We start from the raw sequence: 14,943 nt of genomic DNA on the forward strand, positions 1-14,943 counted from the left end.
GAAAGCGTAACGTAGCGGGGCTCGTGTGCGTCTTACGACGACGATTGCTGGTCGAAGCGGTAGAGGAACGATGCCATGGCGTCGCGGGTGACGGGGTTCAGGGGCCGGTACTCGCGGCCCCGAGAGGTCTCCCAGCCGGTGGACAGGCCTGACTCGTACATCCACGAGATCTCGGCATAGAACTCCGAGTTCGTGGGCGTCACGTCGACGAAGTAGCTGGTGGCGGGCGGCACATAGCCCTCGGGAGCGGCGAACCGGTAGAGGAACGCGGCCATCGCGTCGCGACCGATCGAGCGCAGCGGCCTGTACTCGGGGCCCGCCGGCGTCTCCCAGCCCTGTGCAAGCCCGTTCGCGGCGAGCCACTCGATCGGGACGTAGAACTCGGACGAGTCCGCGGTGACGTCGATGAAGGTGGGCGTCGCGGGCGTGGCGTGGGTCGCGCCCGCGTACCTGTAGAGGAACGCCGCCATCGCGTCGCGACCCACCTTCTGGAGCGGACGATATTCGGCGCCGAGCGCCCCCTCCCAGCCGAGCGAGATACCCTCGCGCGCCATCCAGAAGATCGCCTCCGCGTGCTCGCTGTAGTCGTATGAGGCCGTCCGCGCCGACACGTCCGCGAACGGATGACCCGTGACGACCTCGCCCCCGACGAGCGCGACCCTCACCTTCTGGAATTCGACCACCTGAATCCCGGCCTCGGACACCGAATCGGTGATGGGCCATCCCCATGCGCCCGACGGCCCGCCCGCGGCGTCATAGGCGGTCGAGATCGCCCATCCATTGCCGCGGTACGTGACGATTCCGGACGACGTCCGGTACATGGTGCCCTTCGCGAAACGCTGGACGATCCCGCCTCCGTTGGCGGACACCGACGTTGCCGGCGCGAGCGCCTCGCCGACCACAGAGAGGCCGCCGTAGGACTCATACGCGGACGTCAGGTTCGCGTGGACGGGATATCCCGTCGTGGGGCCGAACCAGTCCGAGTAGTAGAGGAAGAAGTTGCGGTTGCCGTACGAGCTACACGAGTTGCCCGTGCCATACCCCGCGTTGAGAGCAGCACCGTTGGGGCGGTACGGCGTGTAGATATACAGGCCTGCGGTGGCCTGGTTGCGGATGGTCACGCTCGAGCTTCCGCAAGCCGTGTTGGGGTGGTACTGGATCGAGTTGGCGCGCCCCGCACGGTAGTTATACCCAGACGGATTCGCCTGGTAACGCTTGAACTGCAGCGAGGCGTTGTACACCTGATTTGAGAACCCGTAGTAGAGGGAGTCGCAGGGGGCGGTGTCCGGGCAGCCATAGCCCATGGCGCTGCGGTATCTGAAGGAGCTGGGGTAGGTATTCGTGACGAGCCCCTGCTCCTTCTGCAGCGTCACCAACAGCACCTTCTGGCTGACCCCGCACGCGCGCGCCACGATGTCGATCACCTGCGCGGCGGTCACGTTGGTCCGCGCGGAGATCGCCTTGCACAGCACGGCTCCTGAGGAGGTCTTCACCTCCGCCCTTGCAGCGAAGCTCGTGCGATAGTCCTTCAAGCACGTGATGTCGTCGGGATCCGAGTCCCGCCAGGGCTCGCACGTCGGCACCTTCCCATTGAGGAAGGTCTGGATCTCGGCAGCCGTCATCGCGCTCGAGTCGTAGAACAGCGCGTCCGTGATGATCATGCCGGGGTCGAAGTCGTTGGCGTCAACGGCCGCGGTGGCGGAAGCCGCGGGCACCGCGACACCCACGGCAGCCAGGCACAGGCCGGTCAGGCCCGTGAGGACGCGGCGCAGGCTCACGGCAGGCTCACCTTCTGCGACTCGGACACACCCTCGTAACCGGGCGCCTCGTAGCGGATGCTAAACGTCCACTCGCCGGCGGAGAGGTCGGCCACGCGCACGCGCAGGCCCTCCGCGCAGGCTGACGAACTCGCGGAGCGATTCGCGGACCCGGTGACCGTGACGCGGTCGCCACCCTTGGTCATCACCATGACGCACCGGGCATCGTCGACCACGACGCCCTGGACGAGGGCGGCCGCGTCAAACCAGGTGCCGTCGCTTCCCCAACTCGTGAGATGCACGTCGACGCGGGCCACGTTCGACCCACCCGTGGGGGTGGGCGCGACCACGGGATCGTCGGTGCCCACGCCATCTCCGGGATCATTCGAGGGCACGTCGGCGGTCGCGGTGGGCTCCGGCGTGGCGGACGGCTGCGGCGTCGCGGTCACGGCAACGGAGGGGGTGGTGCTCGGTCCCTCGACGGTGACCGAGGCGCTCGGCGACGGCTCGACCGTGGCCGGCGTGCACGCCGCCAGGAGCATGGCGGCGACGGCCGCAAGCGCCCCACCCAGAAGGGGGCGGCGGTGGGTCGGCGTCATGGTGTCTCCTCGGGATGCGTGCCGGACCGGCGGCACCCATGCTAAACATCCCGCGGGCCCTCCCCTGAGCCATCGGACGCGTGTCGGGGAACCCGGCCGCGGCATCGTTCCCGCGCGCGGGCTACCCTGTGGGCGTGAATCCACCCGCCGGCACGGTCGTCATCGCGATCGTCACCTTCAACCGATCCGCGCTCCTCGACGACCTCCTGCGCAGCGCGGCGGCCATGACCACGCCCGCCGACCGCATCGTGATCGTGGACAACGCGAGCACCGACGACACGCAGGACGTGATCGCGCAGTGGACGCCTCGCTTTCCCGACGGCGTGGTGGTCAACAGGAGGCTCGAGACCAACACGGGCGGCGCGGGCGGCTTCAGCGAAGGCACCCGTGTCGCGCTCGAGTTGGGCGCCGACTGGGTATGGCTCATGGACGACGACGTTGAGATCCTGCCGGACGCCCTCGAGCTCTTTGCCCCGTGGATGGCTCGCTTCCAGGTCATTCACGGTCGTCGCTACGACGTCGACGGCACTCCCTTCTATTGGCAGGCGAAGTTCAACGAGTTCCTGGGCGTGCCCCTGCCGTACTCGGTGAAGACCTTCAACACCGAGGGCTACGCGGTCACCAACTCGGGCACGTTCGAGGGCATGCTCATCCACGCCGACGTGGTCGAGCGGATCGGCCTGCCCGACCCCCGCTTCTTCATCTCGTGGGACGACGCCGTGTACGCGTGGCTCGCCTCCCTCGAGACCGAGGTGGTCTACGTCGACGAGTTCGTGTTGCAGAAGAAGCGCGAGCAGCGCCAGGTCAACCTGGGGGTGCGCCACCTCAACGACTCGAGCCCGCTCGCGAAGTACCACGTGATGCGCAACCGCGCGTATGTGGGCCGCTACTTCGCGGAACACGGGCGCCTCAACCGGGTCGGTTTCGGTCTCGGCACGGGCCTCACCTACGCGAAGGAGGTCGTGCGGCTCGTGGTGGTCGAGCACGGCCTCAAGGGCCTGGGCGAGCTCACCCGTGGGTGGCGCGACGGGCGCAAGATCTGGGCGGACCGGTCCTGGGAGCCGATGCCCGCGCTGGCTCCGCGCACCCCCTCCGAGTAGGCGGGCCGGCCTACCGCTTCCTACCCTGTGCGGCCCTGCCACCGCGCGAGCGCGGCGAGCAGGGCATCGTTCTCCCGCGGTGAGCCGACCGTGACCCGCACGCCCTCGCCCGCGAACGGGCGCACCAGAATGGAGGGCTGCTGCCCGCCCAGGTGAGCGACCAGCGCGCCCGTGTCCTCGCCCACCGCGAGCCACACGAAGTTGCCCTGCGAGTCGGGAATGCTCCACCCGTCCGCGCGCAGCGCGGCGAGCACGCGCTCGCGCTCGGCGACCACGGTGTGCGCCCGCTCCACGAGCTCGTCGCCGGCCTCGAGCGAGGCGATCGCGGCCGACTGCGCCGGCCCGGACACCGAGAACGGCGTCACGCACGCACGCACGGGAGCGATCAGGGCCTCGGGACCCACCGCGTAGCCCACGCGCAGGCTCGCGAGGCCGTACGCCTTCGAGAACGTGCGCAGCAGCACCAGGTTGGGGTGGCGGTCGAGCGCCGCGGGTCCATCGACCACGTCCGGGTCGGTGACGTACTCAAGGTAGGCCTCGTCGAGGATGACCAGCACGCGCGTGGGGACCGCGGCCATGAACGCCTCGAACTCCGCCGTGGTCAGCGCGGGCCCGGTGGGGTTGTTGGGCGAGCACAGCATCGCGACGCGCGTGCGGTCCGTGACCGCGGCGGCCATCGCCTCGACATCGTGACGCGCATCCGCCGTCAGCGGCACCGTCACGGGAGTCGCGCCCGCGATCCGCGTGAGGATCGGATAGGCCTCGAAGCTGCGCCACGCGAACAGGACCTCGTCGCCCTCGCCCGCGTAGGCCTGCAGCAGGTGTGCGAGCACCGCGACGGATCCCGCGCCCGCGACCACGTGCGCGGGCTCGCGCCCTATGTGCGCGGCGATGCGCGCCGTGAGTTCCGAGGCCGCCATGTCCGGATAGCGGTGGATCAGTCCGCCCGCGTCCGCGAGCGCGGCGGTCACCGAGGGCAAGGGACCGTCGGGGCTCTCATTCGAGGACAGTTTGATGGGCGGCACCGCCGCGTCGCCCCGCGCGCCGGGCACGTACGCCGGCAGGGCGGCGATCGCGGGCAGCGGAGTGGGCAGGGAGGGCCCTGGCAGGGACGATGCTGGAGGGGTCTGGCCCGACGGCTCGCTTGGCATGGGCACCAGCATGGCACCCCGTGGAACAATGACGGCCATGCGCTTCGTCATCGTCTCCGCCATCACCGCCGTCGCGGTCTGGATCGTCACGCTGCTCCCGCTCGACGTGGTGGTCGACGGCGGCGAGACCGACACGTGGACCAGGATCGGGGTGTTCCTGCTCATCGGCGCGGTCATCACCGCCGCCAACTTCCTGGTCAAGCCGGTGATCGACCTCCTCGCGCTGCCCTTCAAGATCCTCACGCTGGGCCTGTTCTCGCTGGTCGTGAGCTGGTTCATGCTGTGGCTGAGCGCCTGGCTCACCACGCTCGTGCCCTGGGCGGAGCTCACGATTGGCGGCTTCTGGATCACGCTCCTCGCGGCGCTCATCATCAGCATCATCACCGCGATCCTGTCCGCCGTGGTGCCGGGCGCGCGCCGCGACTAGCGCCGCCCGAGCCTCCGTGTCCCTCCCCTACTTGGGGACCGTCAGCGGGCGGTAGGTGGTCACTTGCGTGGGCCCTCCCTCGAGGAATCCGCTCGCGCCGCCCACCCATGCGCGCGTCGAGGCGCTCAGCCCTCGGTCCACCGTGCGCGCCGTTGCCGCGTAGCCCGGGAGCCCGTGAGACTGTGCGAGGGTCCGCGAGCCGTCGGGGCGTCCGGGTCCCTGGGCGCGCCTGCGGTCCTGCGAGACGGTGACGCGGTGGGGCACGTCCGGGTTCGCGCGCGCATCGAGGCCGGGGACCGGATCGCGCGTGTTCTCGAGGTGAAGGGCCTCGACCGTGCGCGGCAGCGTGAGGCGCCCCGTGGGCGCACCCGCGGTCACCACGTGGGTGATCGCGTACCGGTCCGCGAGCGCGGTCGCGGCCACCACCGCGATCATGCCGCCCTGGCTGTGCCCGGCGATGAGGACGGGCTCGTCCGGCGCGATCCCGTGAGAGTGCATCGCGCTCGCCACGGAGCGCGCCGCGTCGGAGGCGTCGCCCGTGATGGAGGCGAGGTTGGCCTGGAGGTCGGCGGGGTTCGGATCCGTGACGCCCCAGTCCTGCGTGCCCGGAACGTAGACCAGGTGGCGCCGACCCTGCGCGGTCTCGACGGTCTCGATCGCGACCGTGCCGCCGCCCTGCGCATTAAGCCACGACAGCCGCGCGATGAGATCCGCGACGCCCTCGGGAGACTCGCCCTCCCACCGCCCGGTGATGCGTGCCACCGCGAAGCGCTCCTCGGTCGCCTCGGCCTCCGCCAGGGCCGCCGCGAGGGTGCGCGCGACGGCGTCGAAGCGCTCACCCACGGCCCGCGTGGCGGCCTCTGCGGAGTCGCGATTGACCCATGCGGACACCGGCGGGGTCCCTTGTCCGGTCACCAGGTCGAGCGGATTGCGCCCCATCACGATCATGCCCAACCCCGCCGGACCGACTGCCTGGGCAACTCCGTTCGCCACGCGGTGGGCCCACGTAACGGTACCGACGTAGTCCGCCGCCGCCTCTCCCACTCGCGTGGTCCACGCAAGACCGTCGCGCGCGGTGCACTCGGCGGTGAGGTAGGCCGCGGCGGCGACGCGCAGCGCGGTCGACAGCTGCCGCAGGCGGTCCGCCTCGGTCGCGGTGCCAGCGGCGTCGCGTGCGAGGTCACCCGCGAGGGGTGCGGTCTCGGACTGCCATGCCGCCACGTGAGCGGCGACCGCGAGCGCCCGCGCCGCCTGGTCCACCTCCGCGGCGGCGGCTGACAGCACTCCCGTGGCGCGATCGAGGTCCTCGAGCACCGCGGTCGTGCCGCCCCGGCCGCCGTGCGACCAGGCGTAGTCCTCGGTCACCGGGGAGGCCAGCCTTCCCCGCCGGGCACCCGCGCGGGAGTCGCCCTCGCGAGATGGGCGAGCGACTCCGCCTCCCGCTCGAGCGTCGCGACGCGCGCGGCGCACTCCGCCAGGCCAGCGCGGTAGCCCTCGGCAGCAAGCCCGGTCCAGTCCGCGCGACGCGCCGCCGTGAGCCGAGCCTGCGCGACACGCAGGGACTCGCTCGCCTGCTCGATCAGCGCCGTGACGTGCTCCATGCGTCGACGCTAGGCGCGGGGCCGCGACGCGCGAGGGCGAGGGGCGGCGCCTGGGGAGGGCGGGCATCGTCCCGCGGCCTGGGGATAACGGCCGTGGAAGAATGTGCGCGTGAACTGGACGACACTCGCCTCCCTCGAGCCCGCGATCGCGCTCGGCCCCCTCGACGGCCGCTACCGAGGCGCCGTGGCGCCGCTGGTCGACCACCTGTCCGAGCCCGCGCTCAACCGCATGCGCCTGCACGTCGAGGTCGAGTGGTTCATCCACCTGTGCGAGACCGGTGCCGTGCCGGGTGTGCGCCCGCTCACCGCCGACGAGACCGCGCTGTTGCGTGGCATCCCCGCGGGATTCGACGCGGCGGGCATCGCCGAGCACGCCGAGATCGAGAAGGTCACGGTCCACGACGTCAAGGCGGTCGAGTACTACATCAAGCGCCGCATCGAGGGGACCTCCCTCGAGCCGCTGAGCGAGCTCGTGCACTTCGCGTGCACCTCGGAGGACATCAACAACCTCTCCTACGCACTCATGGTCAAGGGAGCGGTCGAGGACGTGTGGCTGCCCGCGGCCCGGTCGCTCGTGGCGGACGTAGCGGACCTCGCGCGCGCCGCGAAGGCCATCCCGATGCTCTCGCGCACGCACGGCCAGACCGCGACCCCCACGACGCTGGGCAAGGAGTTCGCGGTGCTCGCTCACCGCCTGGGCCGTCAGGTGCGCCGCGTCGAGGCGCAGGAGTACCTGGGCAAGATCAACGGCGCGACCGGCACGTTCGGCGCGCACACCGCGGCCGTGCCCGGCACCGACTGGATCGAGGTGTCGCGCACCTTCGTCGAGGGCCTGGGCCTCACGTGGAACCCGCTGACGACCCAGATCGAGAGCCACGACTGGCAGGCGGAGCTCTACGCCGACGTCGCGCGGTTCGGACGCATCCTGCACAACCTCGCGACCGACGTGTGGACGTACGTGTCGCTGGGCTACTTCGCGCAGGCCGCGGCCAAGGGCTCGATCGGGTCGAGCGCGATGCCTCACAAGATCAACCCCATCCGCTTCGAGAATGCGGAGGCGAACCTCGAGATCTCGGCGGCGCTGTTCGACACGCTCGGCGCGACCCTGGTGACGTCGCGACTCCAGCGCGACCTCACGGACTCGAGCTCGCAGCGCAACATCGGGCTCGCGTTCGGTCACTCGCTGCTCGCGATCGACAACGTGCGCCGCGGGCTCACGACCCTGTCCGTCAACGAGGCCGCGCTCGCGGCCGACCTCGACGCGTCGTGGGAGGTCCTCGCGGAGCCGATCCAGTCCGCGATGCGCGCCGCGGCGATCGCCGGCGTGCCCGGGATGGAGAACCCCTACGAGCGGCTCAAGGAGCTCACGCGCGGGCAGTCCATTGATGCCGCGGCCATTCAGTCCTTTGTGGACGGGTTGCCGCTGCCGTCTGAGACGGCGGCGCGGCTGAGCGCCCTCACGCCGGGCGGCTACGTGGGGCTCGCGGAGGAGCTGGTGGACCGCTTCCTGGGCTGAGTCGCCCCGGTCACCTTCACCACCGAGCACTCTCGCGGCTCCGCCACCGAACACTTTCGCGGCTCCGCCACCGAACACTTTCGCGGCTCCGCCACACAGCAGCGCTCTCTTCGCACCCAATCGGGGGCCTCAGCCCCCGACACGCCGGCGACACGCCGAGCCGCGTGTGGCGGAGCCGCGAATCCGTGTGGCGGAGCCGCGAGCACGGAGCCGCGACTACAGCGGGTCGACGCGGACCGGATCGCCCACGCGCAGCTCTCCCGGCGCCACCACATGCGCGTACACGGCGATGCACGCATCGCGGCGCTCGCCGAGCGGCTTGAGCCAGCGCGCGGTCTCCTCGACGCCATCCTGAGCAAGGTCGATCACGCGGCAGCGCTCGTTGCGCGCGGTGACCCGCAGTCGTACGCCACCCACGTCGTCCACCGCACCCAGCACCACCTCGCTCCCGATCCAGCCCTCCTCGACGAAGGGCTCCTCGGTCTCGACCACGACGTTGACGCGCAGGCGCCGGGGGTCCGCGTCGACGCCCAGCTCCGCGCGGCACCAGTCGAGCGTCGCGGTGCCCACGAGCGACACGGGGCTCGCGTCGTAGAACGAGTGCTCGCTGTCGCGCTCAGCGAGCACGCGCATCGGCTCTCCCATCGCCGCGCTGAGGTCGGCGTCCAACGCCGCGTCGCCCACGCGCCAGGCGAGGCCGTCGCGCGAGACCACCACGGCATCGTCCACCGTGCTCGCCGCGTACCCGAAGACCTCGTCGTGGCGGCGGAAGCGGCGCGTGCGCTTGCCGGCCGCGAGCCAGCCCTCCGCGTCGACCACCCCGAACGCGCGGTCGCCCGTGAGGCCGCGCGCGTCGACGGCGGCGCGGTCGAGCGGCTCACCGCCCATGGCCTTCACGGGATAGCGGCGGAGGGAGACGATGCGCATGACGCCAGGGTAGGGGCGGGAACCGGGGGCGCGGGAAGGGTCGTTAGAGTGGCGTGACCATGGAGACCGCCGCCGCACTGCCCACGCGACCGCGGATGCGCGCCGAACTCTGGATCCTCCTGGGGATGTCGCTGGGTCAGAGCGCGGTGTACTCCGCGGTGCGACTCGTGGAGCGCTACCTCCAGCCCACACCGATCGGCGGACAGACCACCACGCTCAACCCCAGCCAGTCCCAGGTCGACGTGATCGACCTGATCATCCAGATCCTGAGGATCGGCTTCTCGCTCATGCCGGTGGTGCTCGCGCTGTACCTGCTGAGCCAGCACGGCGCGTCGTGGCGCGCGCGGCTGGGGCTCGTGGGGCCCGCGCGCGCGTGGTGGAACGATGCCGGGTGGGGCGTCGCGCTCGCCGCGATGATTGGGCTACCGGGTCTCGCGTTGTACGCCGTGTCGCGCGCCCTGGGTCAGACCGTGCGCATCGACACCTCGGGGCTTCCCGAGATGTGGTGGGCCGCCACGATCCTGCTGCTGTCCGCCGCGGCGGCGGGGGTGCTTGAGGAGTTCGTGGTCGTGGGCTTCGTGGTGACGCGACTGCGCGACCTGGGCCGCTCGCCGTGGACGGCGATCATCATCGCGGCGCTCATCCGTGGCGCCTATCACCTCTACCAGGGCTGGCCGATGGCGCTCGGGAACGTGGTGATGGGACTGGTGTTCGGCTGGGTGTTCGTGAGGCGCGGGCGGCTAGCGCCGCTGGTGCTCGCGCACTGGACCCTCGACGCGGTCGCCTTCATCGGGCCCGAGGTGGTGCCGGCCGAGTGGCTCGACGCGCTGGGTGTCGCGTGACCGGCGCTCGTCCGCTGGGGCCGCACGCCCGCCTCGCCCGTAGACTCTCCGCATGGCCGCCGACGCACCCGTGACGCGCGACGGCGCGCCCCCCGTGCGGATCGTCGATGAGCCCGAGACCAGGGTGCGTCGCTTCACCGACGTCATCGCGCTGCTCGCAACGGGCCTGGGAATCGTGCTGGTGCTGCTCATCGCGGAGTTCGCGCTCGGCACCACCGAGGGCCTGACGCAGGACATCGCCTCGATCTCGCCGCTGCTGCAGCGACTACTCGTGGCGCCGGTCAACATCTTCACGGGGATCCTGTCCGTGGTGATCCCGACGATCATGATCATCGACCTGCTGGTGCGCCGCGAGCCGCGCCGCATCATCGAGGCGCTCGGTGCCGCGATGATCGCGGTGATCCTCACGCTGATCGTCGCGCTGGTGCTGCTCGAGTGGGGCACGCCCGAGCTCCAGGACAGCCTCACGCCGCGCGGGTGGGAGACGCTGCAGCTGCCCGCGTACGTCGCGGCCATCGCCGCTCTGCTCACCGCCGCGGGTCGGCGGTCGACGCGCCGCTCGCTCTCGGTGTCCTGGAACGTCCTGTGGTTCGCCTTGGCGATCGCGGTCATCTTTGGCGTGGTCACGATCCCCGCGGCGTTGCTCACCGTCCTGCTGGGACGGATCGCGGGGCTCTCGCTGCGCTACTGGGTGGGGTCCACCGCCGACCGCGCGTATGGCGAGGCGCTGGTCGAGGGCCTGCGCCGCGCGGGCTTCGAGCCGCGCACGCTGGTGCGCGCGGACATGAGCCACCTGACCACGCAGCCCGAGCTCGACGCGGTCACCGCGGCGCTCGCGCGCACCCGCGAGGGCCGCGTGTACGCGCTCACCACCGTGCAGCAGCACCACCTGTTGGTGGTCGCTCTCGACGGCGACCAGCAGGCGGCAGGATTCGCCTCGAGGCTGTGGACCTCGCTGCGGCTGCGCGGGATCGACACGCGCGCCGACGTCTCGCTGCGCCAGAGTGCGGAGGCGACGGCGCTCGTGTCGCACGCGGCGCGGGTCGCCGGGGTGCGCACCAGCCGGGTGCTCGGGATGGGTCAGATCCGCGACACGATGCTGCTGGTCTATCAACGCCCTCCCGCCGCGCGACCCTTCGCCGATGTCCCGGACGACGAGGTCGGCGACGACCTCTTGGACGCGGTGTGGGCCGAGGTCGGCCGCGCGCACCGCGCGGGAATCTCGCACCGTCGCCTCGACGCGGACACCGTCCTCGTGGGCGTGGACTCTCCGCTCGACGAGCCGACGATCTGGCTGACCTCGTGGGAGATGGGCGAGGTGGCCACGAGCGTGCTCGCGCAGCGGATCGACGTCGCCCAGGTGCTCGCGCTCACCGCCGCGAAGGTGGGCCCCGAGCGCGCCGTCGAGTCCGCGTTCCGCAGCCTGGGCCCCTCCCAGGTGGAGCAGGCCGCCCCACTCCTCCAGGGCATCGTCCTCCCGGCCGGAACCCGCGCCGCACTCAAGGCGAGCGAGCACCCCAAGGTGCTCGAGGCGGTGCGCGAGCAGATCCTCGAGCGGTCGCCGGACGCCGAGGTCTCGAGCGAGAACATCACGCGCTTCGGGTGGCGCACCATCGCGACGCTGGGCCTGGGCATCTTCGCGGTCGGGTTTGTGGCCGTGAAGTTCAACACGCAGCAATTCCTCGAGGCGGTCCAGCAGGCGAATCCGTGGTGGCTGCTCGTGGGATTCGGTTGGGCGCTGCTTACGTTCGTGGGCGCGGCGCTCGCGCTGGCGGCGTTCAGCCCGGTTCGCATCCCGTTCTCGCGCGTGCTGCTCACGCAGGTGGCGGCCGCGTACATCTCGGTCGCGGTGCCCGCCGGCGTGGGTCCCGCGGCGCTCAACCTGCGCCTGCTCACCAAGCGCAAGGTGCAGACGCCGCTCGCGGTCGCGACCGTCGCCCTGGTGCAGGTGAGTTCCGTGGTCGTGACCATCGTGGGACTCGTGGTGCTCACGCTCGGCTCGGGCTCGCAGGGAGTGCTCGCGGCGCTGCCGAGCACGTCCGTGCTGATCGGTCTCGCGGTGGTGGCTCTGGTCGCGGCCGCCGCGCTGTCCGTGCCGCGCCTACGCGCGTGGGCGAAGCGGCGCATCATGCCCACGATCCGCCAGACCTGGCCGCGCCTCACCCAGGTGATCGGGCAGCCGTGGCGCCTCGCGCTGGGGCTGGGCGGCAACCTGCTGCTGACGATCGGATTCGTGGGAGCCTTCCACGCGTCGCTGTCGGCCTTCGGGCGCGAACTGCCGCTGATCGACCTCGCGGTGCTGTTCTTCGTGGGCAACGCGGTGGGTGCCGCCGTGCCGACTCCGGGTGGTTTGGGCGCCGTGGAGCTCGCGCTCACGACCGGCCTCACGGGTGCCGGGCTGCCCTATGCGCTCGCGCTGTCCGTCGTGCTCGTGTACCGCCTGCTGACGTACTGGCTGCGGATTCCGCTGGGCTACGTGGCTATGAAGTACCTGGAGCGGACCGGGGAGTTGTAGGCAACTGCCCCCGCCAACCCACCTACCCGATCCGCCGCCCCCCCAGCACCGCGAGCAACCCGGGCACCGCGGAGGCGACCATGAGCACGTTGCCCAGCCCGGCATCGTCCCCCCGCAGAACCGCGCCCGCGATGAGCAAGCCGGCGAACAGGACCGCGGCCACCAGCCGCCTGCCCGTCCGATCCACGCGCGCGATCGCCGCCTCGACGCGTGGCGACGTCACCGCGAGACTGCCGTCCTCGACGCGATCGAGCACTCCGTCGAGCCGCTTGGGCAGGCGCCACGCGATCTGGGCGACCTCGACCGCCTCGCGCGCGACGTCGCCCATGAGATTGCCGCCCTCGCTGCGCAACAGCTTCTGCGCGTAGGGCTCGACCGAATCCCACAGGTTGTACGCCGGGTCCAGCGCGCTGCACACGCCCGAGGTCAGCGACACCGCACGCATGATGAGCAGGAAGTTCTCGGGGAGCTGGAACGGCAGCGTCAGCATCACGTCGCTGAACTCGAGCGCGAAGTCGCGGAACTCGCGCGGGTCGACCTCGCGCAGCTCCGCGAAACCCATCCCGCCAAAGCGCGCGAAGACCTGGGTCATCACCCGCTCAAGCTCGACCGTGTCCGCCGAGGGCAGGAGAACGCCCGCCTCGCGCATCGCGCCCACCATGCCGCGACCGTCCCGCGTCGCCGCCGCGATCACCAGCGAACGCAAAGTGCCGCGCAGCTGGGAGGGGACCTCTCCCATCATCCCGAAGTCGATGAAGGTGAGGGTCCAGTCCGGGGCGCCGATGCCGGCCTCGCCCGGGGTGACAAAGAGGTTGCCCGGGTGGGGGTCAGCATGGAAGAAGCCGTGGAGGAAGAGCTGATCGAACATGACCGCGGCGAAGGCGTTCGCGACGTCGGCGGGGTCGATGCCGGCCTCGCGAAGGCCCGCGTGATCCGTGATCTTGATCGCGGTGACGTCCTCAAGCGTGAGCACCTGCCGCGTGGTGCGCTCCCACACCACGGCGGGGACTCGCACGCGCGGCTCGTCGGCGAAGTTGGCCGCGAAGCGCTCGGAGTTGACCCCCTCGTGGAGATAGTCGATCTCCTCGAGGCTGGTCTGCGCGAACTCCTCGACCAGGGCGGGCATGTCGACGCGGCGATTGACGAGCCGCACGCGGCTCAGCCACCCGCCCACCTTCCGCAGCGCGGCGAGGTCGACGTCCACGATGTCGCGGATCCCCGGGCGCTGCACCTTGACCACCACGTCCGCAAAGCCGGCCTCGGCGGAGTCGTGCTCTCCCAGGCGCGCCCGGTATGCCTGGCCCAGCGACGCGGCGGCCACAGGGACCTCATCGATCGACGCGTAGACCTGCTCGAGCGGCACGCCCAGCTCGGCCTCCGCGAGCGCGCGGATCGCATCGAAGGGCACGGGCGGGACCTCGTCCTGCAGGTCCTCGAGCTCCTTGGTGATCTCCGGCGGCAGCACGTCGAGTCGCGAGGACATGAACTGGCCGAGCTTGATCATCAGCCCGCCCAGGTCCACGGCGAGGTGGCGGAAGCGGCGCGCGAAGGTCTTCATCCGTCCGTTGCGCGTGCGCTCCGCGATGCGCGACAGGCCGATGCTCGGCAGCACGATCTCGTACCACCACGTCACCGCGAGGTGCCAGGCGGCAAAACGCAGGATGCGGCGGTAGCGGGCGCGACCGTGGGCGACGTCGGGCATCGATCCTCCTTGCCCCCGCCGGACCTGATCGACTGGCGTCACTCCTGAGCGAGGATCGAGTACATGCTACGTCGCGCGGCGTCCAGCACCTCGACGGCCTTCGCCTGCTGCTCCGCGGTGCCGGTGCGCGCGACCTGAGACACGGCCTGCGCGAGGTCGATGCCCGCCTTGGGCAGCGCTCCACGGCCCGTTCCCTCGTGGGTCGCGGTGTCCGACCACGGCACGTGAGCCGCGGACTTCGCGGCCTCGGCGCGGCCGTCCTCGGTGAGCGAGTAGATCTTGCGGTCCTGAGCGGTCTCCGCGACCACCAGGCCCTCGTCGGCCAGCAGCTGCAGCGTCGGGTAGATCGACCCGGCGCTGGGCTTCCAGCGCCCGCCCGTGCGGGACTCGATCTCGCGAATCACCTGGTAGCCGTGCATCGGCTGCTCGGAGAGGAGAGACAGGACCGCGGCCCTCACGTCACCGCGCCCCATGCGCGACCCGACGCGCTTCTCGAAGCCCGAGCGCAGCTGGTCCATCGCCTCCCACATCTCGTCGGCCGACGGCAGCGTGCCAAAGCCACGGCCGCCGTGCCCTCCGGTACGAAACTCACCCATGATGACCTCCTTCGGATGTATCGCGAACGATACTGAACGATACATCGCTATCGTCACACGCCGAGGGGCGGTGGCGCAAGAGGGGGCAGCGGCGCGCGCAGAAGCGGGGGGGCCCGGCGCGGGGCGGGCCCCTCCCCCCCCCCAAACCAAATCCCGTCACACCCACCCTAACCTTAAACAAAAAACCCCCCACCAACCCACTACACAAAA

Annotated in this window: 13 protein-coding genes; 5 read left to right on the plus strand and 8 right to left on the minus strand. The window is 71.0% G+C overall.

Annotated elements, in window-relative coordinates:
* Positions 1 to 32 precede the first annotated feature (32 nt).
* Both ABEA62_RS04400 and ABEA62_RS04405 read right to left on the minus strand, forming a co-directional pair.
* Entirely contained in the window at positions 33 to 1,778 is a 1,746-nt protein-coding gene (locus ABEA62_RS04400; protein ID WP_286214542.1) for an LGFP repeat-containing protein, read from the minus strand.
* Entirely contained in the window at positions 1,775 to 2,356 is a 582-nt protein-coding gene (locus ABEA62_RS04405) for a hypothetical protein (protein WP_286214541.1), read from the minus strand. The genes ABEA62_RS04400 and ABEA62_RS04405 overlap by 4 nt, the downstream gene beginning before the upstream one ends.
* A gap of 134 nt (positions 2,357 to 2,490) precedes the next feature.
* Here ABEA62_RS04405 and ABEA62_RS04410 point away from each other — a divergent pair, with 134 nt between their 5' ends.
* The gene (locus ABEA62_RS04410) at positions 2,491 to 3,456 is read left to right on the plus strand and encodes a glycosyltransferase (protein ID WP_286214540.1); all 966 of its coding nucleotides are present in this window, start codon (positions 2,491 to 2,493) and stop codon (positions 3,454 to 3,456) included.
* Between the two features lie 20 nt (positions 3,457 to 3,476).
* Here ABEA62_RS04410 and ABEA62_RS04415 read toward each other — a convergent pair whose 3' ends face one another.
* A complete protein-coding gene (locus ABEA62_RS04415; protein ID WP_286214539.1) occupies positions 3,477 to 4,607 on the minus strand; it encodes a histidinol-phosphate transaminase in 1,131 nt (376 codons plus the stop codon).
* A 37-nt stretch (positions 4,608 to 4,644) separates the two neighbouring features.
* Here ABEA62_RS04415 and ABEA62_RS04420 point away from each other — a divergent pair, with 37 nt between their 5' ends.
* A complete protein-coding gene (locus tag ABEA62_RS04420; RefSeq protein WP_286214537.1) occupies positions 4,645 to 5,034 on the plus strand; it encodes a phage holin family protein in 390 nt (129 codons plus the stop codon).
* A gap of 27 nt (positions 5,035 to 5,061) precedes the next feature.
* On the opposite strand, the gene ABEA62_RS04425 is transcribed toward ABEA62_RS04420, so the two are convergent.
* Both ABEA62_RS04425 and ABEA62_RS04430 read right to left on the minus strand, forming a co-directional pair.
* Positions 5,062 to 6,399 carry a lipase family protein gene (locus ABEA62_RS04425; RefSeq protein ID WP_286214536.1) on the minus strand — a complete coding sequence of 446 codons (1,338 nt, stop codon included), beginning with the start codon at positions 6,397 to 6,399 and terminating at the stop codon, positions 5,062 to 5,064.
* Entirely contained in the window at positions 6,396 to 6,635 is a 240-nt protein-coding gene (locus ABEA62_RS04430; protein WP_286214535.1) for a hypothetical protein, read from the minus strand. The genes ABEA62_RS04425 and ABEA62_RS04430 overlap by 4 nt, the downstream gene beginning before the upstream one ends.
* Positions 6,636 to 6,744: 109 nt before the next feature.
* Between ABEA62_RS04430 and purB the strand changes: the two genes are divergently transcribed.
* Positions 6,745 to 8,151, plus strand: a complete 1,407-nt coding sequence (purB, locus tag ABEA62_RS04435) for an adenylosuccinate lyase (RefSeq protein WP_286214534.1) — start codon at positions 6,745 to 6,747, stop codon at positions 8,149 to 8,151.
* A gap of 216 nt (positions 8,152 to 8,367) precedes the next feature.
* Here purB and ABEA62_RS04440 read toward each other — a convergent pair whose 3' ends face one another.
* Complete coding sequence (locus tag ABEA62_RS04440) at positions 8,368 to 9,078, minus strand: MOSC domain-containing protein (protein WP_286214533.1); 711 nt, start codon at positions 9,076 to 9,078, stop codon at positions 8,368 to 8,370.
* A gap of 59 nt (positions 9,079 to 9,137) precedes the next feature.
* Here ABEA62_RS04440 and ABEA62_RS04445 point away from each other — a divergent pair, with 59 nt between their 5' ends.
* The gene (locus ABEA62_RS04445) at positions 9,138 to 9,920 is read left to right on the plus strand and encodes a CPBP family intramembrane glutamic endopeptidase (RefSeq protein WP_286216755.1); all 783 of its coding nucleotides are present in this window, start codon (positions 9,138 to 9,140) and stop codon (positions 9,918 to 9,920) included.
* A 52-nt stretch (positions 9,921 to 9,972) separates the two neighbouring features.
* Positions 9,973 to 12,435, plus strand: a complete 2,463-nt coding sequence (locus ABEA62_RS04450; RefSeq protein WP_345378772.1) for a flippase-like domain-containing protein — start codon at positions 9,973 to 9,975, stop codon at positions 12,433 to 12,435.
* 22 nt (positions 12,436 to 12,457) lie between these two features.
* Here ABEA62_RS04450 and ABEA62_RS04455 read toward each other — a convergent pair whose 3' ends face one another.
* Entirely contained in the window at positions 12,458 to 14,137 is a 1,680-nt protein-coding gene (locus ABEA62_RS04455; RefSeq protein WP_345378774.1) for an ABC1 kinase family protein, read from the minus strand.
* A gap of 38 nt (positions 14,138 to 14,175) precedes the next feature.
* Positions 14,176 to 14,736 carry a PadR family transcriptional regulator gene (locus ABEA62_RS04460; RefSeq protein ID WP_425557966.1) on the minus strand — a complete coding sequence of 187 codons (561 nt, stop codon included), beginning with the start codon at positions 14,734 to 14,736 and terminating at the stop codon, positions 14,176 to 14,178.
* Positions 14,737 to 14,943: the final 207 nt, after the last annotated feature.

The sequence above is a fragment of the Demequina sediminis genome (assembly GCF_039545075.1).
Lineage (GTDB): Bacteria > Actinomycetota > Actinomycetes > Actinomycetales > Demequinaceae > Demequina > Demequina sediminis.